19 protein-coding genes are annotated in these 18,892 nt (G+C 63.8%); 12 read left to right on the top strand and 7 right to left on the bottom strand.

What is annotated here, in order from left to right; genetic code table 11:
• Nucleotides 1-9: 9 nt before the first annotated feature.
• Both CT676_RS08740 and CT676_RS08735 read left to right on the top strand, forming a co-directional pair.
• Nucleotides 10-879 (top strand): hypothetical protein, encoded by an 870-nt coding sequence (locus CT676_RS08740; protein WP_085404791.1) that lies wholly within the window; start codon nt 10-12, stop codon nt 877-879.
• Complete coding sequence (locus CT676_RS08735) at nt 879-1,796, top strand: NAD(P)-dependent oxidoreductase (RefSeq protein WP_085404790.1); 918 nt, start codon at nt 879-881, stop codon at nt 1,794-1,796. The genes CT676_RS08740 and CT676_RS08735 overlap by 1 nt, the downstream gene beginning before the upstream one ends.
• 19 nt (nt 1,797-1,815) lie before the next feature.
• Here CT676_RS08735 and CT676_RS08730 read toward each other — a convergent pair whose 3' ends face one another.
• From CT676_RS08730 to CT676_RS08720, 3 genes are all read right to left on the bottom strand, one after another.
• Entirely contained in the window at nt 1,816-2,127 is a 312-nt protein-coding gene (locus CT676_RS08730) for a hypothetical protein (RefSeq protein ID WP_071915057.1), read from the bottom strand.
• A 152-nt stretch (nt 2,128-2,279) separates the two neighbouring features.
• Nucleotides 2,280-3,485, bottom strand: a complete 1,206-nt coding sequence (locus tag CT676_RS08725; protein WP_085404933.1) for an amidohydrolase family protein — start codon at nt 3,483-3,485, stop codon at nt 2,280-2,282.
• A gap of 73 nt (nt 3,486-3,558) precedes the next feature.
• The gene (locus CT676_RS08720) at nt 3,559-4,797 is read right to left on the bottom strand and encodes an amidohydrolase family protein (protein ID WP_085404789.1); all 1,239 of its coding nucleotides are present in this window, start codon (nt 4,795-4,797) and stop codon (nt 3,559-3,561) included.
• Nucleotides 4,798-4,945: 148 nt separating this feature from the next.
• Here CT676_RS08720 and CT676_RS08715 point away from each other — a divergent pair, with 148 nt between their 5' ends.
• Nucleotides 4,946-5,362, top strand: coding sequence for a hypothetical protein (locus CT676_RS08715; protein WP_085404788.1), 417 nt, complete (start codon nt 4,946-4,948; stop codon nt 5,360-5,362).
• On the opposite strand, the gene CT676_RS08710 is transcribed toward CT676_RS08715, so the two are convergent.
• Complete coding sequence (locus CT676_RS08710; RefSeq protein WP_085404787.1) at nt 5,359-6,117, bottom strand: GntR family transcriptional regulator; 759 nt, start codon at nt 6,115-6,117, stop codon at nt 5,359-5,361. The two genes, CT676_RS08715 and CT676_RS08710, sit on opposite strands and share 4 nt — an antisense overlap.
• A 198-nt stretch (nt 6,118-6,315) precedes the next feature.
• Here CT676_RS08710 and CT676_RS08705 point away from each other — a divergent pair, with 198 nt between their 5' ends.
• The 5 genes from CT676_RS08705 (at nt 6,316) to CT676_RS08685 (ending at nt 11,539) form a co-directional block, all read left to right on the top strand.
• Nucleotides 6,316-7,173 (top strand): ABC transporter ATP-binding protein, encoded by an 858-nt coding sequence (locus tag CT676_RS08705; RefSeq protein ID WP_244623118.1) that lies wholly within the window; start codon nt 6,316-6,318, stop codon nt 7,171-7,173.
• Nucleotides 7,173-7,949: an ABC transporter permease gene (locus CT676_RS08700; RefSeq protein ID WP_085404785.1), complete on the top strand. Its 777-nt coding sequence runs from the start codon at nt 7,173-7,175 to the stop codon at nt 7,947-7,949. The genes CT676_RS08705 and CT676_RS08700 overlap by 1 nt, the downstream gene beginning before the upstream one ends.
• A 40-nt stretch (nt 7,950-7,989) precedes the next feature.
• Nucleotides 7,990-9,015 carry an ABC transporter substrate-binding protein gene (locus CT676_RS08695; RefSeq protein ID WP_014496069.1) on the top strand — a complete coding sequence of 342 codons (1,026 nt, stop codon included), beginning with the start codon at nt 7,990-7,992 and terminating at the stop codon, nt 9,013-9,015.
• A 27-nt stretch (nt 9,016-9,042) separates the two neighbouring features.
• Entirely contained in the window at nt 9,043-10,482 is a 1,440-nt protein-coding gene (locus tag CT676_RS08690; RefSeq protein WP_135214403.1) for an amidohydrolase family protein, read from the top strand.
• A gap of 148 nt (nt 10,483-10,630) precedes the next feature.
• Nucleotides 10,631-11,539: an amino acid ABC transporter substrate-binding protein gene (locus CT676_RS08685; RefSeq protein WP_135214402.1), complete on the top strand. Its 909-nt coding sequence runs from the start codon at nt 10,631-10,633 to the stop codon at nt 11,537-11,539.
• A 10-nt stretch (nt 11,540-11,549) separates the two neighbouring features.
• On the opposite strand, the gene CT676_RS45165 is transcribed toward CT676_RS08685, so the two are convergent.
• Together CT676_RS45165 and CT676_RS45160 are read right to left on the bottom strand one after the other, a co-directional pair.
• Entirely contained in the window at nt 11,550-11,981 is a 432-nt protein-coding gene (locus CT676_RS45165) for a hypothetical protein (RefSeq protein ID WP_244623117.1), read from the bottom strand.
• Nucleotides 11,982-12,776, bottom strand: coding sequence for an MFS transporter (locus CT676_RS45160; protein WP_244623116.1), 795 nt, complete (start codon nt 12,774-12,776; stop codon nt 11,982-11,984).
• Nucleotides 12,777-12,868: 92 nt separating this feature from the next.
• Here CT676_RS45160 and CT676_RS08675 point away from each other — a divergent pair, with 92 nt between their 5' ends.
• From CT676_RS08675 to CT676_RS08660, 4 genes are read left to right on the top strand one after another with little or no spacing between them, the layout of a single operon-like run.
• Nucleotides 12,869-13,342: a MarR family transcriptional regulator gene (locus CT676_RS08675; RefSeq protein ID WP_063983920.1), complete on the top strand. Its 474-nt coding sequence runs from the start codon at nt 12,869-12,871 to the stop codon at nt 13,340-13,342.
• A 1-nt stretch (nt 13,343) separates the two neighbouring features.
• Nucleotides 13,344-15,395 carry an FUSC family protein gene (locus CT676_RS08670; RefSeq protein WP_135214401.1) on the top strand — a complete coding sequence of 684 codons (2,052 nt, stop codon included), beginning with the start codon at nt 13,344-13,346 and terminating at the stop codon, nt 15,393-15,395.
• Nucleotides 15,392-15,598 (top strand): DUF1656 domain-containing protein, encoded by a 207-nt coding sequence (locus tag CT676_RS08665; protein WP_028146630.1) that lies wholly within the window; start codon nt 15,392-15,394, stop codon nt 15,596-15,598. Before CT676_RS08670 ends, CT676_RS08665 begins: the two co-directional genes overlap by 4 nt.
• A complete protein-coding gene (locus tag CT676_RS08660; protein WP_063983918.1) occupies nt 15,595-16,461 on the top strand; it encodes an HlyD family secretion protein in 867 nt (288 codons plus the stop codon). The genes CT676_RS08665 and CT676_RS08660 overlap by 4 nt, the downstream gene beginning before the upstream one ends.
• A 659-nt stretch (nt 16,462-17,120) precedes the next feature.
• Here the strand turns inward: CT676_RS08660 and CT676_RS08655 are convergent.
• Entirely contained in the window at nt 17,121-18,332 is a 1,212-nt protein-coding gene (locus tag CT676_RS08655) for an acyl-CoA dehydrogenase family protein (RefSeq protein WP_135214400.1), read from the bottom strand.
• Nucleotides 18,333-18,892 lie beyond the last annotated feature (560 nt).

The raw sequence follows: 18,892 nt of genomic DNA, 5'->3' as shown, positions 1-18,892 counted from the left end.
AGCGGGCGGATGGATCGTCTCAAGTTGAAGGCTGTGCTCGGCAGTCACCCTCACGTGCAGGCGGTGAAGAGCGGCGAGCTCCGCTCCGACCTGTTCGACCTCGATTTCATCGCGTACACGCCGACCAACACGGCGTTCAAGCCGATGGTGCGCGAGCAGGCGTTCGACGTCTGCGAGATGGCGATCGTCACCTATCTGATGGCGAAGGCGCATGGCAAGCCGCTGGTGCTGCTACCGGCGACCATGCTCGGCCGCTTTCAGCATTCCTACGCGCTCTACAACCCTGCAAGGGGAGCGCTCGGGCCATCCGATCTCGAAGGCAAGCGCGTTGGCATCCGCTCGTTCACGACGACGACGGGCGCATGGATCAGGGGCATTCTCGCCAACGACTACGGTGTCAATCTCGACAAGATCCGCTGGATCACCTTCGAGGATCCGCACGTTGCCGAATATGTCGACAGCACCGAGCGTGCGCCGAAGGACAAGAAGATCTTGCAGATGCTGATCGATGGCGAGCTCGACGCCGTCCTCGGCGAGGCCTCTGATCATCCCACGTTGAAGCCGCTATTTTCCGATCCTGCCGCAGAGGCTGCCAAATGGTACACCCGTCGTGGCGTCGTCCCGGTCAATCATCTCGTGGTCGTGACCGAGAAGCTTGTGAAAGCGCGCCCCGACGTAGTCACTGGCGTTTATGACCTGCTTAAGCGGAACAAGGCGCAGGTGGGACCCGCGGCGACGCCCGACCTTGTTCCGTTCGGGATCGAGGCGAACAGAAAACCGTTGGAGCTGATCGTCGACTACGCATTCCAGCAGGCGCTGATCCCGCGCCGCTATGCGGTCGAGGAGCTGTTCGACGAGACGACGCGAGGATTGAATTGATGGCAGGTGATCCCAGGCGCTGGCAGATCGGGCTCGTCGGCTACGGCGAGGTCGGCAGGATCCTGGCTGAGGATTTGCGGCAGCAGGACATCAAGGTAGCCGCTTACGACATCAAGCTCGGAGGCGGGCACGGCGCTCCGCTGAAGGAGCATGCGGCGAAGTTCGGCGTGACGCTGGCGGTGTCTCACGCCGAGCTGACCGCGAAATCCGATTTCATCATCTCCGCGGTCACGGCGAGCCAGGCCGTGCCCGTTGCAAAAGCCTGCGCTGGTGCAATCAACCAGGGCACCTGGTTCCTCGATTTCAACTCGGCGTCTCCCGGCGCCAAGCAGCGCGCCGCCGCTCTGATCGACGGCGCTGCAGGACGCTATGTCGAGGGCGCGGTGATGACCTCGGTGCCGCCTTATCGTATCAAGGTGCCGCTGCTGCTCGGCGGTCCCGGCGCGAGGGAGCTGGAGCCGCTGCTGAACGCGATTGGCTTTGCGGCCAAGGTTGCGAGCGACAAGCTCGGCGTGTCGTCAGCCGTGAAGATGTGCCGCAGCATCATGATCAAGGGCCTGGAGGCCATGGTCATCGAGAGCTTTACCACCGCGCGCGCCTATGGCGTCGAGGATGCGGTGCTGGCCTCGCTCGCTGAAACCTTTCCCGCGATCGACTGGGAGAAGCAGGGCGCCTATTGCTTCCAGCGCGTGATCGAGCACGGCCGTCGCCGTGCCGAGGAGGTGCGTGAAGTCGCGGAGACCGTGCGCGAGGCGGGGCTGACACCGTGGTCGGCGCAGGGCACCGCCGAGCGCCAGGCGTGGGTCGCCGATCTCGCTGATGACGGCCTGTTCGGCATCAAGGGGACGAAGGAATTTGCCCGCAGCGCCGATTGGCGCACCGAGGCGGATCGCATTCTGGCGAAGATCAAGCGCTGAGATCCAGCGCGCATTCAGCTCAGGACTCTGCTGCCGCCGCGTAGTCCGAGAGTTCGTCGCGCGCGAGCTCGATCAGGCTGATCAGGCTCGTGGCTTCGCGGACGACTTCCGTGGTGCGCTCGGTGCGGAACTCGGTGAGAATCGTGCGAATGCATTTGTCGGCGGTATCGAGCGTCAACAGCGCGCGGGCCATGTCGTCCTGCGTGTGGATTGCCGATATGTCGATGCCCGACAGGACTTCGCCGATGCCGGTCAGTCGCTTGATGGCCATCTCGGCGGGCGTGTTGGCCCGAATGGAATGGTAATCGATGCTGCTGAATGCGCTGAACATTCCATACTTCCCCGGAGAACGCAGATGTCAGTGCGGGTCTTAGTATGATCTCCTTGGCCCGTCGTGCAATGCGCGTATTTACGGTCAGGGATTCTACCGGATTGGGGAGTGAGGAAAGCTAGCGGTATAATCGAACGGAAAAGATCCGATCATTAGCCGCGCTTCCCGACAATCTTACCGTCGCATGCGACGAGCTTGCCTTCCTTATACACGGAGCGCCCTTGCGGCACGCCGACAACGGCTTCAGGAATATGCTCGGCATTCAGTGTCACGAAATCGGCCTTGGCGCCGACGCGCAGGCCATAGCCTTCGAGCCGCAGCGCCTTTGCGCCTGATACGCTGACGACATCGAACGCGACGCGCAGCTCTTCATCGATGTTGAAGCCCGAGCGATAGCCGAGCGTCGTGGCCCGGCGCAGCATGTCGCCGTCGCCATAGGGCCACCAGGAATCGCGGATGTTGTCGTTGCCGCTGAAGACGGTAACGCCGGCATTGCGCAGGGCCAGGATCGGCGGGAAGGGCCGGGCGCCCGGCGCATTGGTCATGATCGCGACGCCGGAGCGGGCGAGGATGTCGGCGATCTTCTTGAGATGATCCATGGAGATATCGCCGAGCCCGTAAGCATGGCTGACGGCAACGCGTCCCTCCATGCCAAGCGCGCGCGTGCGCGCTGCGATCTGCTCGATTTCGAACGCGCCCAGCGCGCCCATGTCATGCAGATGGATGTCGACGTCGACGCCGTGCTTGCCGGCCACGCCGAACACGACGTCGAGATGCCTCTCGATGTCGCGATCGAAGCTTGCGGGATCGAGCCCGCCGACGAGGTCGGCGCCGATCCCGATGGCCTCGTCCAGCAATTGCGGCGTGCCCGGGCTCATCAGGATGCCGCTCTGGGGGAAGGCGACGAGCTGGATGTCGATCAGGCCCTTGTATTCCTCGCGTACGCGCAAAATCGTCTCGAGCGATTTCAGGCCGACCGAGCCGTCGACCATGACGTGGCTGCGCATCTGCGTGGTGCCGTGGCCGATGCAGAGGTCGAGCTGGTTGCGTGCGCGCACATCCATCGGCGCTGATACGGCCATGTTCTGGGCCTGGAAGGCGACGCGCTCATGCACGTCGAACCCGTTGGTGCATGGCTTGTGCGGACGCCAGGCGTCGCCATAGAAGCTGGTGTCGAGATGAATGTGGCCTTCGACGAAGCCGGGAACGACGAGGACGTTGCCGAGGTCGATGGTCTCGTTTGCGGCGGGAGGCTCATCGACGGACGTGATCGCGGCGATGCGGCCGTTCGCGACGGCGATGTGATGCCGGGCTCCGCCGTCGAAGCGCGCGTTCAGGAAGATCGTGTCGAAGGCCATCCGGTTGCTCCGTTGGTCGATTGTGATGATCATCGCGCAAGCTGCGGGTCGGGCGCAAGGCGCGGAAAGTCGGTCAGCCAGGCCCGAACAACGTAGGCCGCTGCCGCTCAAACGTCTGCCGGCCAGCCTTGAAGCCCATCACGATATCCGGCAGCTCGGCGATGGCGAAGCGGCTGTCCTGGGTTTCGAGCACGACGAGATCGGCGGGGTTGCCGACCTTGATGCCGTAATCGCTGAGGTTCATCAGCCGTGCCGGCAGTTCGGTCACGAGATCGAGGCACGTGTCGAAGTCGCTGACCGACGCGTGCGCGACGTTGGCGTAGAAGTTCGCCATCCGCAGCAGCGAGGCGTCGCCGAACGGCGTGAACGGGTTGAGCACATTGTTGGTCGCGACCGAACACAGCACGCCATCGCCGGCGAGCTTGTGCGCAAGCGTCAGCCCGCGCGGCACGTTGTGGGTGGCTTCGCGGCCCATCAGATAGAGATCGGTTGCGGGCAGCACAGTGACGGCAACGCCTGATTTCGCCAGCTGCGCGGTGGCCGCCTTCATCCGCTCCGGCGGCAGTGCCGAGAGTTTTGTCGCATGGCCGATCGCCACGCGTCCTCCGTAGTTGCGCTGCTCGGTCTGCCGGCAGACTTCGTCGAGGTGCCACCAGGATGGGTCGAGGTCGAAATCGAGATGGAGATCCACGTCGACGTCGAATTCCTGCGCGAGATCGAAGATGCGTTCGAGATGGGTGTTCGGGTCGGTGTCCATGTAGGGACAGCCGCCGATCGCGTCGCCGCCATCGCGCAGCGCCTGCACCAGCAGCTCATCGCTGCCGGGGTCGTTGGTCAGGCCTTCCTGCGGGAAGACGCAGAGCGACAGGTCGATGGCCCAGGCATATTCGCGCTTCAGCGCCTTGACCGCCTCGAAGCCGCGCAAGGCAATGCGGGGGTCGATCTCGACATGGGTCCGCATGCGCGTCGTGCCGTGCACGATGGCGCGTTCGAGCACCTTTGCGCCGCGCGCGTAGACGTCCTCGACCGTGAAGTCCTTCTTCATCCCGGCCACGGCGCGGATCGCGTCCGAGACGCTGCCGTGATTGTGCCCGCAGCGGCCGAGCAGGCAGGCCTTATCGAGATGGATGTGGGTGTCGACGAACCCGGGCAGGGCGAGGCGCCCGCCGACATCGACCTCGACGGCCTCGCAGGCAAGCTGCGGCTCGATCGCGGCGATGCGGCCGCCCTTCACGCCGATATCGACGGGTGCGGCGGATGATCGCAACAGCGTGTTGCGGAAGATCAGGTCGAAGGCGGGTTGGGCGGTCATGGCGTCGGATTCAGCTGTGGTAGCCTAGCGGAAGCTGTAGAAGCTGGCAGCTCCAGATTGTGTGCAGTTATGCCACCAAATTGTTCAAAAAATGTGCATGCACTTTGGGGCGTGAATTGTAGAATGCCGGCACCTCGGAGAGCCCACCATGTCTGTCCCCGCAAAAGCCGAACGCCCGATGACCGACGCCGAGATCGTGGAGGCCTATCTCACGGCGTCGATGATACCCGATCCCGATGCCGCCGCGGCCTACATGAAGCCGGGCACGGTGATCACGTTTACCGGCGGGCGCGAGTTCGATCATCCGCGCGGCCCGACCGGCTTCAACGCAAGACGCTATCGCTGGGTCAAGAAGAAGATGGACCGGTTCGACGTCTGTCCGGGCGCGGACGAGACGGTGGTCTACAGCGTTGGCACGCTCTATGGCGAGTGGATGGACGGCACGCCGTTCGAGGGCAACCGCTATGTCGATCGCTTCGTCGTGCGGAGCGGACAGATCGTGAAGATGGACGTCTGGAATGATAGCGCCGAGCGTATCCTGGTCCAGCGCGGGATTGAGGCCTAACCTCTTCGCGCCACTTTCGGCAGCTTGACGACGCGGTCGCTCGTCACTTCATCCGCATAAGGCGCGAGAATATCGAGCAGGTCGCGGCCGCGTTGCGGGGTGGGGGCCACCAATGCACGATTGGCCACGGAATCCAGATGATGGTGCATCAATTGCATCACCTTGGCTTCGTCGCCCTTGGCGAGCGATGCGATGATGGCGCGGTGCTCGTTGATGGCGCATTCGGTGGAATGCGGTCGGCTGTAGAGCGACAGCGTCAGGCAGCAGCGATAGGCGACCTCGCTGACATAGCGCACCAGGATCGGGCTGTTCGTCATGTGCGCGAGCAGGATGTGGAATTCGGTGGCGAGCCGGATCGAAACTGCATCCGTGCCGCCGCGCGCGCGGTCCTCGGCATCGACATGGGCATTCAGCTCGGCGATCTGGCTCTTGCTCAGCTTGCCCGCGAGCTGGCGGACGACGAGGCCCTCGAGCTGGATGCGGATGTCAAAGGTGTCGCGCGCCTCCTGCCAGCTCGGCGTCGCCACCACCGCGATCCGGTTGCGGCGGAGCTCGACGAGGCCTTCGGCGGCAAGCTGCCCCAGCGCATGGCGCGCAATGGTGCGGCTGACGCCGAAACGTTCGCCCAGCGCATCCTCGGGCAGCTTTGCACCGGGTTCCAGCGCCTGCTCGATGATCGCGCGCCTGAGCGCGCGGCAGATCACGCTGACCTTGTCCGATGATTCAGAGGTCTTGCTGGTGGTGCGCGCCGCCATCGGCGAATCCTTGCGGGGAGGGTCGAAACCTCTCTTTAGCACAGGCTTACTCCAATCCGGCGCTCCAATTGCATGCAGTTTGGCGTCCGGATTGCCTAAATCGAATCCGGCCGTTTGGTGCGTCGTTTGGCCAAATCATTGATTTTGCGGGGGTGGACGACTGGCACTCAGCTTGCATGCACTTTGGTTGTGATGCGCATGCAACCCAACGCCCAATTCGACGGCCGGCCCGTTCTCGAAGGCTCCGGCCCTGTTGCCATCGAGCTGTCCGAGGCCTCCGTGATCTTCGGGCGCGACGACCGCGCCGTGCCCGCTCTGTCGAAGACGACGTTGCGGATCGCCGACGGCGAGTTTGTCGCACTGGTCGGCCCGTCCGGATGCGGCAAATCAACCATTTTGCGCCTGGTCTCTGGCCTGGTGCAGCCGACCAGCGGCGTCGTCATCGTCGGCGGCCGCGAGGTCGCGGCACGGGCGCTGCGCGTCGGCATGGCGTTCCAGAACCCGACCATGCTGCCGTGGATGACGATCGAGCGGAACATCATGTTGCCGCTGAAGATCGTCGAGCCGTTCCGCTCGAACTTCCGAAAGCTGCGCAAGACCGAGTTTCGCGACAAAGCCAATACGCTGCTGGAGCAGGTCGGCCTCAAGGGATTTGGCAGTCGCTATCCCTGGCAGCTATCCGGCGGCATGCTCCAACGTGCCAATCTCTGCCGTGCGCTGATCCATGAGCCGCGGATGCTGCTGCTTGATGAGCCGTTCGGCGCGCTCGACCAGTTCACCCGCGAGGAGCTGTGGGCGATCCTCCAGAACCTCTGGATGACGCACAAGCCGACAGTCCTGCTCGTCACGCACGATTTGCGTGAGGCCGGCTTCCTCGCCAGCCGCATCTGCGTGATGAGTGCGCGCCCCGGCCGCATCCTCGACGACAGCCGCGTCGAATTCGCGCGGCCGCGCACCGTCGCTATGACCTTCGAGCCGGATTTCGTCGCGCTGAACCAGAAGCTGCGCGCCTTCATCGAGGACGCGCGCAGCGCGGCCCAACAGGGGACAGGCTGATGTTCGGGATCGATATCAGGCAGAAGGCGTGGTCGGCGGGGCTGATCGTACTGTTCTTCGTCGCCTGGGAGTTGTTCTGCTTGATGACGGGCATGTCCGACCTGGTGCTGCCGCGGCCGTCGCAGGTTTTTGTCACGCTGTTCCAGCGCTTCCCGGTGCTGTGGCCGCACATCGTGCAGACGCTCGCGACCACCATGTTCGGCTTCGCCCTCGGCGTTGCGCTGGGTGTCGCCCTCGGCGCCATCATCGGCGTCTCCAGGACGGCCTATGACACCTGCTATCCGCTGCTGATCGGCTTCTCCTCGATCCCCAAGGTCGCGGTGGTGCCGATCTTCGTGCTGTGGTTCGGCTCCGGCACGGTGCCGGCGGTGCTGACCGCGCTGTCGATCTGCTTCTTCCCGATCGTCGTCAATATCGCCACGGGCCTTGCGACCACCGAGCCCGAGCTCGAAGACGTATTGAAGGCGCTCGGCGCCAGCAAGTTCGACATCCTCTGGAACGTCGGTCTGCCCAGGACCATGCCGTTCTTCTTCGCCTCGCTGAAGGTCGCGATCTCCTATGCCTTCGTCGGTGCGGTGCTGTCGGAGACGGTCGCCTCCAACCGCGGCATCGGCAACGTCATGATGACCGCGTCCTCGAATTTCAACGTGCCGCTGGTGTTCGCCGGCCTGTTCGTGCTCGCCGGCCTCGGCGTCGCCCTCTACGCCGTGTTCTCGCTGATCGAAGGCCGTGTCACCGGCTGGGCCACGCGCAAGAACGACGTGATCGCCACCTGAATTTCTGAACCGTCACGCAACGAAGCTTGAGGAGGTCTCGATGTTGAGAAAAGTAACAGTCGCGCTGCTGGGATTGGCTCTGTCCGCGGGCGCCGCCGTGGCCGAGGACACCACAATCAAGTTCACGCTGGGCTGGAAGACGCAAGGCAGCGATGCCGCATTCTTCTACGCCAAGGACAACGGCTACTTCAAAGAGGAAGGCCTCAACGTCGTCATCGACCAGGGCGAAGGCTCCGGCGCCACCGTCACGCGCGTGATGTCGGGGGCCTATGACGCCGGCTTCGGCGACGTCAACGCCATCATCCAGAACGCCTCGACCAAGCCGCAGGAGGCGCCCGTCATGGTCTACATGATGTGGAACCAGCCGCCGTTCGCGATCGTCGCAAAGAAGACCAGCGGCATCAACACCATCAAGGATTTTGAAGGCCACACGCTGGGCGGCGCGCAGGGCACGCCGACGACGCGGCTGTTGCCGGTGTTCACCCGCAAGAACGGGCTCGACGGCGAGAAGATCAAGATCTCCAACATGGCCCCGAACCTCCAGGAGCCGATGCTGATCAAGGGCGATATCGACGCGGCGCTCGTGTTCAACATCACCAGCTACTTCAACCTCGTGCTCAACCGCCAGGACCCGGACAAGGATTTCAAATGGTTCTCGTTCGGTGAGTACGGCCTCGACCTCTACTCCAACGGCGTGATGGTCTCGAAAAAGCTGATCGCGTCCAATCCGAAGGCGGTGGCCGGGCTCGTGCGCGCCATCAACAAAGGCGCGATCGCGGTGGCCAAGGACCAGAACGCCGGCATGAAGGCGGCGCTGAACTACGACAATCTGATCGACGTCGCCGTCGAGAAGCGCCGGCTGCAATATTCCTTCGACAAGCTGATCGTCTCGCCCGAGATGAAGGAGATCGGCATCGGCGACATCAAGGATGACCGCATGACGCGCGCGATCGGCATCGTTGTCGAGGGCTATCAGCTCGCCCGCGCGCCGACGCCCGCAGAGGTGTTCTCGCGCGAGTTCCTGCCGCCGCGTGCGGAGCGGGAGTTGGTGTATACTGCCAACTGATCTTCACAGATCTTTGGAGAGACCGTCATGGCCACGGAGATTGCGGCAACCAGCCTGTTCCGTGGCCCTGATCTCGGTGTGACCGACAATGTCGTGCTGCGGCACGATAACGGTATCATCACCGACATTCTTGAAGGAGCGGGGCCTGCTGGCGGGCCTCGCTCCTTCGTCATTCCTGCCTTCGTCAACGCCCATGACCATGCGCGCGCGACCGCGTCGTCCTTCGGGGCGGTCGGCATGCCCCTCGAAAGCTGGATCCTGCGCACCGCGCTCGGTTCGCCCATCGATCCCTATCTGACCGCGGTCTCTGCACTGGCCCGTTCCGCCAGGGCTGGTTGCGCGGCGATGATGGTGCACTACACCCGTCCAAGCGGGACGATGCCGTTGCTCGATGAAGCCAAGGCGATTGCGAGGGCGGCATCCGATGTCGGTATCCGCGTGGCATTTGCCCTCGCGGTGCGGGACCAGAATCCGATCGTTTATGGCGGTGCCGAGCCAATTCTCTCCGGCCTCCCCGGTGACGACCGCAAGACCATCGAAGACCTCTTTGTCCGCGCGCCGATGTCTCCGAAAGCCTATATCGAGCTGACCGATGCGATTGCCGCCGCCATCTCCGGCCCGATGGTCGACGTGCAGCTTGGACCCGCCGGCGTTCAATGGTGTTCGAAGCCGCTGCTGGAGGCGGTGGCGGAGAACTCGGCGCAGACGGGCCGCCGCATTCACATGCATCTGCTGGAGACCGTCTATCAGCGCGCCTGGGCCGACCAAAACTTTCCGGACATGGTGCGTTGGCTGCGCGATATCGGCTTCCTCTCGGAGCGGCTGACGCTGGCGCACTGCATCCACGCCCGTCCCGATGAGCTGGAGATGATCGCAGTCTCCGGCGCGCGCATCGTCACCAATTTCAGCTCGAACATGCATCTGCGCTCGGGGCTCGCCCCGATCGCCGCCGCACACAAATGTGGCTGCGCCATCGCGGTCGGCGTCGACGGGTTGGCGCTGGACGAGGACGACGACATCCTGCGCGAGATGCGGCTGGTGCAGATGGCCCATGGCGGCCTCGGCTTCAGGGCGACCTGGACGCCGGCCGAGCTGTTCGCGCTTGCTGTCCGCAACGGGCGTCGTGCCACCGGCGCGCCCGGGAGCGGCGCGCTCGTCGCAGGCAATCCCGCCGATTTCGTCGTGATCGACCTCGACCGGCTGGATCGAGATCAGATCATGCCCGTCAACCCCATGGAGCTTCTGTTCGCGCGGGGCAATGCGTCGCTGGTGAAGGAGGTCGTCGTCGCCGGCAAGACGATCGCGAAGGACGGGGCCTGCATGGGCGTTGACCTGCCGGCCATCGAGCAGGAGTTGCGGGCGATGTACCGCGCCAATGTCGGCAAGCTCTCGAATTTCCAGCGGATGTGGCCGCCGCTGTCGGTGCGGGTTTCCGGCTGGTTCGAGCAGCAGCTCACCTGCGAATAGGGCGGGGCGCCACGTCCCCCTTAGGTCCGGCCGATATAAAACCGCGATAGCTGATAGGCGGAACCTCGTCTGGCGGTTGGTCCGGCTCTGGGCTATCACAGCGCGGCTGCGCGCCGGCGCGGCCCACGATCCCCTTGAGGAGCCTCCGATGCGTCTTCCCACAATTATCCTGGCCGTCACATGTCTTGCGGGCACAGCCTCAGCCGAGGACCTGTCGGGCACGCTCCAGAAGGTCAAGGAGACCAAGAAGATCACGCTGGGCTATCAGGAGGCCTCGGTTCCGTTCAGCTATCTCGACGGCAACCAGAAGCCGATCGGCTTCGCGATGGATATCTGCCTCAAGATCGTGGATGCCGTGAAGAAGCAGCTCGGCATGCCCGACATCGCCGTCGACACCCTCGCCGTGACGTCGTCGAACCGGATTCCGCTGATGGTCAACGGCACCCTCGATCTGCACTGCTCGGCGACAACAAACAACGCCGACCGCCAGAAGCAGGTCGCCTTCACCAACACGCATTTCCTCAGCGCGACCCGGTTTGCAGCCAAGAAAGCCGCGAAGATCAACACCATCGACGATCTCAAGGGCAAGGCCGTCACGGCGGTGGCAGGTTCGGTCAACCTGAACCAGCTTGCCAAGGTCAACACCGAACGAAATCTCGGCATCAGAATAATGCCGGCCGTGGATCAGGCCGAAGCGTTCCTGCTGCTGGAAACCGACCGCGCTCAGGCTTACGCGCTCGACGACGTCCAGCTTGCGGTCGCGATTGCGCGCTCGAAGGAGCCGGCGCTGTTCATGATCAGCGAAGAGACGTTCTCGAAGGCCGAGCCCTTCGGGATCATGCTGCGGCGGGAAGACGCGCCGTTCAAGGCGCTCGCCGACCGTGCCACCGCCGAGCTCTACGCGAGCCCGGAGATCGAGGTGCTCTACAAGCGCTGGCTGGAATCGCCGACGCCGCCGAACGGCCTCAACTACAATGTCCCGATGTCGGCGGCCCTGCGCAACGCCTTCAAGAAGCCGAGCTCGAGCTTCGATCCCGACGTCTACGTGGTGAACTGAGGCGAGGGCGCTAGCGCGCCCGCGGCGTGTCCAGCAACTGGCCCGCCAGTGCGACGCCGATCGCCGCGATCGCGGCCATGGCAAGCGCCCACGGAACGAACAGCCGATGACCGATCAGCGCGCCGCCCAGGAGCGGCGCGCTGATATTCGCGCCCGACATCAGCGACTGGTTCAGGCCCATAATCATGCCCTGACGGTTGATCGCGGTCGAGCGCGACAGCTCGGCCGTCAGCGTGCTGCGCGCGAACATGGTGCCGACGATGATCAGTGTCAGGTTGATTGCGAGCAGGCCGACATTGTCGCGGGCCGCAAGTCCGGCAAATCCGAGACCCATGCAAGCGAACGCGGTCATCACGATGCTGCGGTCTGACGCGATGATGCTCACACGCGTGATGAGCAGTCCCTGAACCACCATGTTGATGAAGCCGGCATAGGCGAACATTCAGCCGAGCTCTCGCGCGCCGAAGGGATGTCCGTCCCAGGAGAACCGCGCCGACAGGAACAGGCCGATCTGCGACAGGAACATCGAGTTGACGAAGAAGAACACGATGAGCAGGCCGAGCAGCCGCCAAGCATAGCGCATGCCGAGCAGGCTGCGGGTCAGCGTCGGCTCAGGCACGCGGTGCTGGTAGAGCGGCTCGGACGCCGGGTGATCAGGCGGGAGCAGGGCGATCGTCGCAACGATGCTGATCAGCGAGAGCGCGGCCGCGGCCCACACCGGCGCGGTCTGGCCGTAGTGCACGAGGAAGCTCGAGAGAGCAGGGCCGAGCAGCAGCCCGGTTCCGATCGCACCGCTGGTCATGCCGAGGGCCTGCTTGCGCGTTGCCGGCGCGCTGTGCTCGGCGGCATAGGCGTGAGCGACCGAGATGTTGCCTGATGTCAGGCCGTCGATGATGCGTGCCAGGAACACCAGCGTCAGGTTGCCCGCCAATGCGAGCAGGATGAAGCCGATGAAAGTCCCGATCTGGCTGACGACCAGAACCTTCCGCCGGCCGTAACGATCCGAGAGCATGCCCACCACAGGGCCGGCAACGAGCTGACAGACGGCATAGGCCGAGATCAGCGCGCCGAGCAGGAACGGCGTCGCGCCGAGCCGCTGCGAGTAGAACGGCAGCAACGGCAGGATGATTCCCATGCCCGTCGCGTCCACAGCGACGACCACGAAGGTCGGGACCAGCGTCAGCGTGCTCTCGCCCGCTATCATCTCCCTTGCCTCGGTCGCGGAACCCGGTCCCATCCAGCGCTGTCCTCGGTCGCATTTGCGTGATCGATTGCGACACGCCGGATTATATAGTTGCAGGCTAATAGTTCGCGTCCTATCTAATTTGCATGGCTCCCTCGCAGGCTCATATCCACGGTGAGATCGGCCGGCTGATCGCGCGACTGGCCCGCATCTGGCGCCGCGAGTCGGATCAGGCGCTGTCCGATCACGGCCTGTCCTATGCGACCGCGATTCCGCTGCTGGTGCTGTCGCGTCAAGGCGAGAACGTGCGCCAGGGCGTGCTCGCCGACGAGCTCGGCATCGAGGGGCCGTCGCTGGTCCGGTTGATCGATCTGCTCGAGGCCGAGGGGCTGGTTGAACGCCGCGAGGATCCGAGCGACCGCCGTGCCAAAACGCTACATCTGACCAAAGCGGGCGAGGTCAAGGTCGAAGAGACCAACCGGGTGCTGCGCCGGGTACGGGCGAGCCTGCTCAAGGATATCGGCGCGGACGAACTTGCGATAACCTTCGAAACTCTTCAGCGCATCGAGCAGCGGGCCAGTCGCCTGCAGGACACCAAGACCGGTCCAGAGACGAAATAGCATGCGCGCAGACGAGCCGTTCCTGGTCCGCCACGCGGACGTCATTTTTGCGTTGAAGACGTTTGCAGCGTCGATGCTGGCGCTCGTCATTGCCTTCGCCATGGACCTGCCGCGGCCCTATTGGGCGATGGCGACGGTCTACATCACCTCGCAGCCGCTGGCGGGCGCGACCAGCTCAAAAGCGTTCTTCCGCGTCATGGGCACGCTGGTCGGCGCCACCATGACGGTGGCGCTGGTGCCGAACCTGATCGATGCACCGGAATTGCTTTGCCTCGCGATCGCGCTCTGGGTCGGGCTCTGCCTCTATCTGTCGCTGCTGGATGGCACGCCGCGCAGCTACGTCTTCATGCTGGCGGGATACACGGTCGCGTTGATCGGGTTTCCCTCGGTCTCCGAGCCCGGCGCCATCTTCGATACCGCCATTGCGCGGGTGGAGGAGATCTCCCTCGGCATCATCTGCGCGAGCCTCGTCTCCACCATCGTCCTTCCTCGCAGCGTCGCGCCAGCCGTTGCCAATCGCGTCGACGCCTGGCTGTCGGATGCGCAGCGCCTGAGCCAGGCGGTGCTGCTTCGCCAAGGGACGAGCGAAACGCGCCGCGGCAGGCGACTCAAGCTTGCGACCGACATCGTCGAGATCGACACGCTTTCCACCCATCTTGCGTATGACCGGCTGACCGATCGCAATGCGGTGACGGGCCTCAGCGAGATCCGGCTGCGCATGCTGATGCTCTTGCCGGTGATCGCCTCGCTGGAGGATCGGCTGGGAGCGCTGGGGGAGGAGGCGTTGCGCCGGCAGCCCGAGTTGAAGCGGCTGCTGGAGGATCTTGCGCAATGGATTGCGAGCGATGTCGGCGCGCGGCAACCGGCCGAGCCGATCCGCGCCATGATTGCAGAGCGACAGGCGGTGCTCGATGACAGCGCCTCATGGGAGCGGATCATCACCACGAGCCTGCTGTTGCGGCTGCGCGAGCTGGTCGACCTCTCGCGCGACTGCCACGTGCTTAGCGAGGCCATCGCCGAGAGCCGCAATGTTTCGACGCTCGATCTGGCCTTCCGTTCCGAGGCCGGCGCCGCGCCGGTGCGCCATCGCGACCGCGGCCTTGCCTTGTGGTCGGCGGCCGGCGCGGCCACGGCCATCCTGATCTGCTGCGCGTTCTGGATCGGGACCGGCTGGCCGGACGGCGCCTCGGCGCCGATGATGGCGGCGGTCGCGTGCTCCTTCTTTGCGGCGCAGGACGAGCCCGCACGTTTCATCCGCAGTTTCGGCCTGTGGTCGCTGGTCGCCATCGTGGTCGTCGCGATCTATCTGTTCGCGCTGGTGCCCGCGATCTCCCATATCGAGGTTCTGATCGTCGCGCTGGCGCCGACTTTTCTGCTCTACGGCTTCCTGATCGGACGGCCTGCAACGGCGGGAACAGGCATGGCGCTCGCGGCCAACACCGCAACGCTATTGGCGTTGCAATCGACCTACAGCGCGGACTTCGCAACCTATGCCAATTCCGCGGTCGCCTTCTTCGTCGGCGTCGTCATCGCCGAGCTCGTGACGCGGATCGCGCGCGGCGTGGGCGCGGAGTGGATCGCCAATCGCCTGGTGCTGTCGAGTTGGAAGACGCTCGCGGTCGCTGCCGAGCGCCGTGGCAAGCATGATCGGGCAGAGTTTGCGGGCCTCATGCTGCACCGTCTGGGCCTTCTGGTGCAGCGGATCGCCTTCCTCTCCGAGAGCGATCGCCACGATGCCGACAGCCTCGTGCAGCTTCGAATCGGGATCAATATCATCGACCTGCGCCGCGCCCGCTATGGGCTTGCCGCAACCACCATTGCCGTCATCGACGACATGCTTGATCAGCTCGCGATCGCTTGCCGCAGCCATGCCGGTGGAAGAATGCCGACCGAGCTGTTGACCAGCGTCGATCGGGCGCTGGCCAAGGCGGTGACGGATTCCAATGACCGCGCGCGCGAAGACGCCCTGATCGGCCTCGTCGGCATCCGCCGCGGCCTGTTCCCGGACGCACCGGCCTACCGGCCGCGTACAGGCGCGAGTGTTGCAGCATGAGATACGTGATCGACATCTATGGCGTGCTCGTGCCGGCGCTGCTGCTGTGGATCATCGTCGCCTATGTCCTGAGCGCGATCCTGCGCCGGCTCATGCAGCGCTTCGACCTCTACCGGCTGGTCTGGCATCGTGCGCTGTTCGATTTCGCGATTTTCGTCTGTCTTCTCGGCGGCGTCGTCTATCTCTCGGAGTTTTTGCCATGAAGGGGAATTTCGCCTGGTTTGGCCGCCTTGCGCTGACCGTTCTCGCCGTCGTCGCCGCGCTCGCGGTCGGCCGTGAGCTTTGGGTCTATTACATGGAGCAGCCCTGGACCCGCGACGGCCGCGTCCGTGCCGACGTGGTGCAGGTCGCGCCTGACGTATCCGGGTTCGTCACGGAGGTGCTGGTCAAGGACAACCAGAAAGTCCATCGCGGCGATGTGCTGTTCCGGATTGATCGCGAACGTTTCGCGCTGGCCTTGCGGCAAGCCGATGCATCCGTGGCGGGTCATCAGGCCACGCTCGACCAGGCCAATTCCGATTTGAAGCGCTACAGCGCGCTGACCACCGATGCGGTATCGCAGCAGAAGCAGGAGCAGGTGTTGGCCACCCAGCTCCAGGCCAAGGCGGCGTTCGATCAGGCCGTCGCCGACCGCGCGGTCGCCCAGCTCAACCTCGATCGCAGCGAGGTCCACGCCTCCGTGAACGGTGTCATCACCAACATGGATCTGCGTCCCGGCGCTTACGTCACGGCCGGCAAGGGCGTGATGGCGCTGGTCGACACGGATACGTTGCACGTGGAGGGTTATTTCGAAGAGACAAAGCTCGCGCGCATCCGCACCGGCGACAAGGTGCGGGTCCGCCTGATGGGCGAAACGGTCACGCTGTCGGGCCATGTCGAGAGCATCGCCGCCGGCATCGAGGACCGCGACCGCGCTGAGGGCGCGAACCTGCTTGCCAATGTCAACCCGACCTTCAGCTGGGTGCGGCTCGCCCAGCGCGTCCCCGTGCGCATCGCGTTGGACAATGTCCCCGACACCATCTCGCTCGTCGCCGGCCGCTCCGCGACGGTAGAGGTATTGGACTAACGCAACGAGCCCATGGATCGCGCCTGGCTTGGGGAAAACCACCAACAGGCGTTTCAATGCCAAATCGCAGGGCTAATCCTGACGCGCTTGTGTGAGTCGGGGGACCGTATGGGCGTTTGGTTTCTAGTCCTGGCAGCCTGCGTCGTCGGCGCGTTGCTCCTTTTGGCATTCTGCCGATAGAGCCGCGAGCGGACGCAAATGTTGCTGCGAAGCATCAGCCAGCCGTTGAATAGCGGTTCCAGACCGATGGTTTTTGACTGTGCATGGATGACCGCGTTCACTTCCGGGATCGGAGGCGGACATGAGCTGGTTGTTTGTGTTTCTCATTGCCGCGAGCGCAGTCGTTCTGATCGCCCATGCGATTGACGCGATGCGTTCATGATACTGCCTGCGACTCGGTTTCGTCGGTAGCTAGGTAAGCGACGAAATTGTTCCGAGGCGGGCGAGTGTCAATTTGAGGAACCTGGTCCTGCAGGCCAAGGTTGTCACAGCAGGAGGAATACGATCATGCTTGCGTTCTATCTGCCGATCATCATTTTCGGAGCGATGCTCGAAGCGATTTCGAAGCAAAATGTCTCTGCACCCATCCAGGAGCCGCCAAGCATCGATTAAACTTCGACGCTCAGGCGTCGGCTCGGGACTGACGAACCAGCGTCTGCTCAGGCATTCGAGTATTTCTTCAGCTCGAACCGCGCGATCTGGTTTCGGTGCACCTCATCCGGCCCATCGGCAAGCCGCAGCAGGCGCGCGGTCGCGTAGGCCTGGGTCAGACCGAAATCGTTCGAGGTGCCGCCGCCGCCGTGCGCCTGGATGGCCCAGTCGATGATCTGGCAGGCCATGTTGGGCACGGCGACCTTGATCATCGCGATCTCAGCCTTCGCGACCTTGTTGCCGACCGTGTCCATCGCATAGGCGGCGTTAAGCGTCAGCAGCCGGGCCTGCTCGATCATGATGCGGGCTTCCGCGATTCGCTCCTGTGTCACGGTCTGCTCCGAGACCGGCTTGCCGAAGGCGACGCGGCTGCGCACGCGGCGGCACATCTTTTCCAGTGTGCGCTCGGCAAGGCCGATCAGCCGCATGCAGTGATGGATGCGGCCTGGGCCGAGGCGGCCCTGTGCGATCTCGAAGCCGCGGCCTTCGCCCAGCAGCATGTTCTCCTTGGGCACGCGCACATTGGTGAAGACGACCTCGGAAGCGCGGTCGGGCACGCCGTAGAAGCCGAACACGGGCAGCGGACGCTTGACCTCGATGCCCGGCGTGTCCATCGGCACGAGGATCATGGATTGCTGCTTGTGGCGGTCGGGATTGTCCGGATCGGTCTTGCCCATGAAGATGCAGATCTTGCAGCGCGGATCGGTTGCGTTGGTCGTGTACCATTTCCGCCCGTTGATGACGTAATGGTCGCCGTCGCGCACGATCGAGCTTTCGATGTTCGTCGCATCGGATGATGCGACCGCGGGCTCGGTCATGGCGAAGCAGGAGCGGATTTCGCCGGCGAGCAGCGGCTTCAACCAGCGCTCCTTGTCCTTCTCCGTGCCATAGCGCTCCAGCACCTCCATGTTGCCGGTGTCGGGCGCCGAGCAGTTGAACACTTCGGGCGCCAGATGCGTGCGCCCCATCACCTCGCAGAGCGGGGCATATTCGAGATTGGTGAGACCCGCGCCGTGGCCGGACTCCGGCAGGAACAAATTCCAGAGACTTTCGGCGCGCGCCAGCGGCTTCAGCTCCTCGACGACCGGATAGACCTTCCACGGTCCGAGCTCCTCCGCTTCGCGATAGAAGCGCTCCTCGTTCGGATAGATGTGCCGGTCCATGAAACTTTCGAGCTTGCGCTTGAGTTCGACGACTTTGGGCGACATCGGGTAGAGCATCTGGACCTCCTGTAGATCAAGCAGCGCCTGCACGCGGGGCCGGCCTGCATCAGAATCGAGTCGGCGATAGCGGCGCTTGCCTCATCGCATTTTCATCGGCGCGGCTCTGCGCAAATCGCGTCAGAGCTCACCTGTTGCGTAGCGATATTAACGTCCATTCATGCGTTGTCTTGCGTTTGTGCACCGAATGAGAAGCGCGTGGGAAACAATCAGCAACTGTGACTTTGACGCGACTGGCAATCCGAAAGGTCGTGCCTAAGATCGGCCTCAATCAAAAGTGGGGGCAGCAGTCATGACAACACAAGGGGACTACGGAAGCACATCCTTACGGATCGCGCGCCCCTAGTTCGCCAGTCGATAGGACGCGGAGCGCATTGTCCTAGACTGCGCGCGGGTTCTTCCAACAACCGATAGTTCGTCCCGTCGATCCGCAAGCTGCGCGGTCGCCGGTTTCGTCCGTTCAAAAGCAAGCAAGGGCTTGATCCAAACGTTGCGTCTCAAAGCACAATCTAAAATAGAGAAATATAAGAACATCAATCTTGGATTCGAAAAGGAAATGG

The sequence above is a fragment of the Bradyrhizobium sp. MOS001 genome (assembly GCF_004634465.1).
In the GTDB taxonomy this organism is placed as follows: domain Bacteria; phylum Pseudomonadota; class Alphaproteobacteria; order Rhizobiales; family Xanthobacteraceae; genus Bradyrhizobium; species Bradyrhizobium barranii.
The sequence above is the reverse complement of the archived record's forward strand: the minus strand, read 5'-3'. Positions and strand labels throughout refer to the sequence as shown.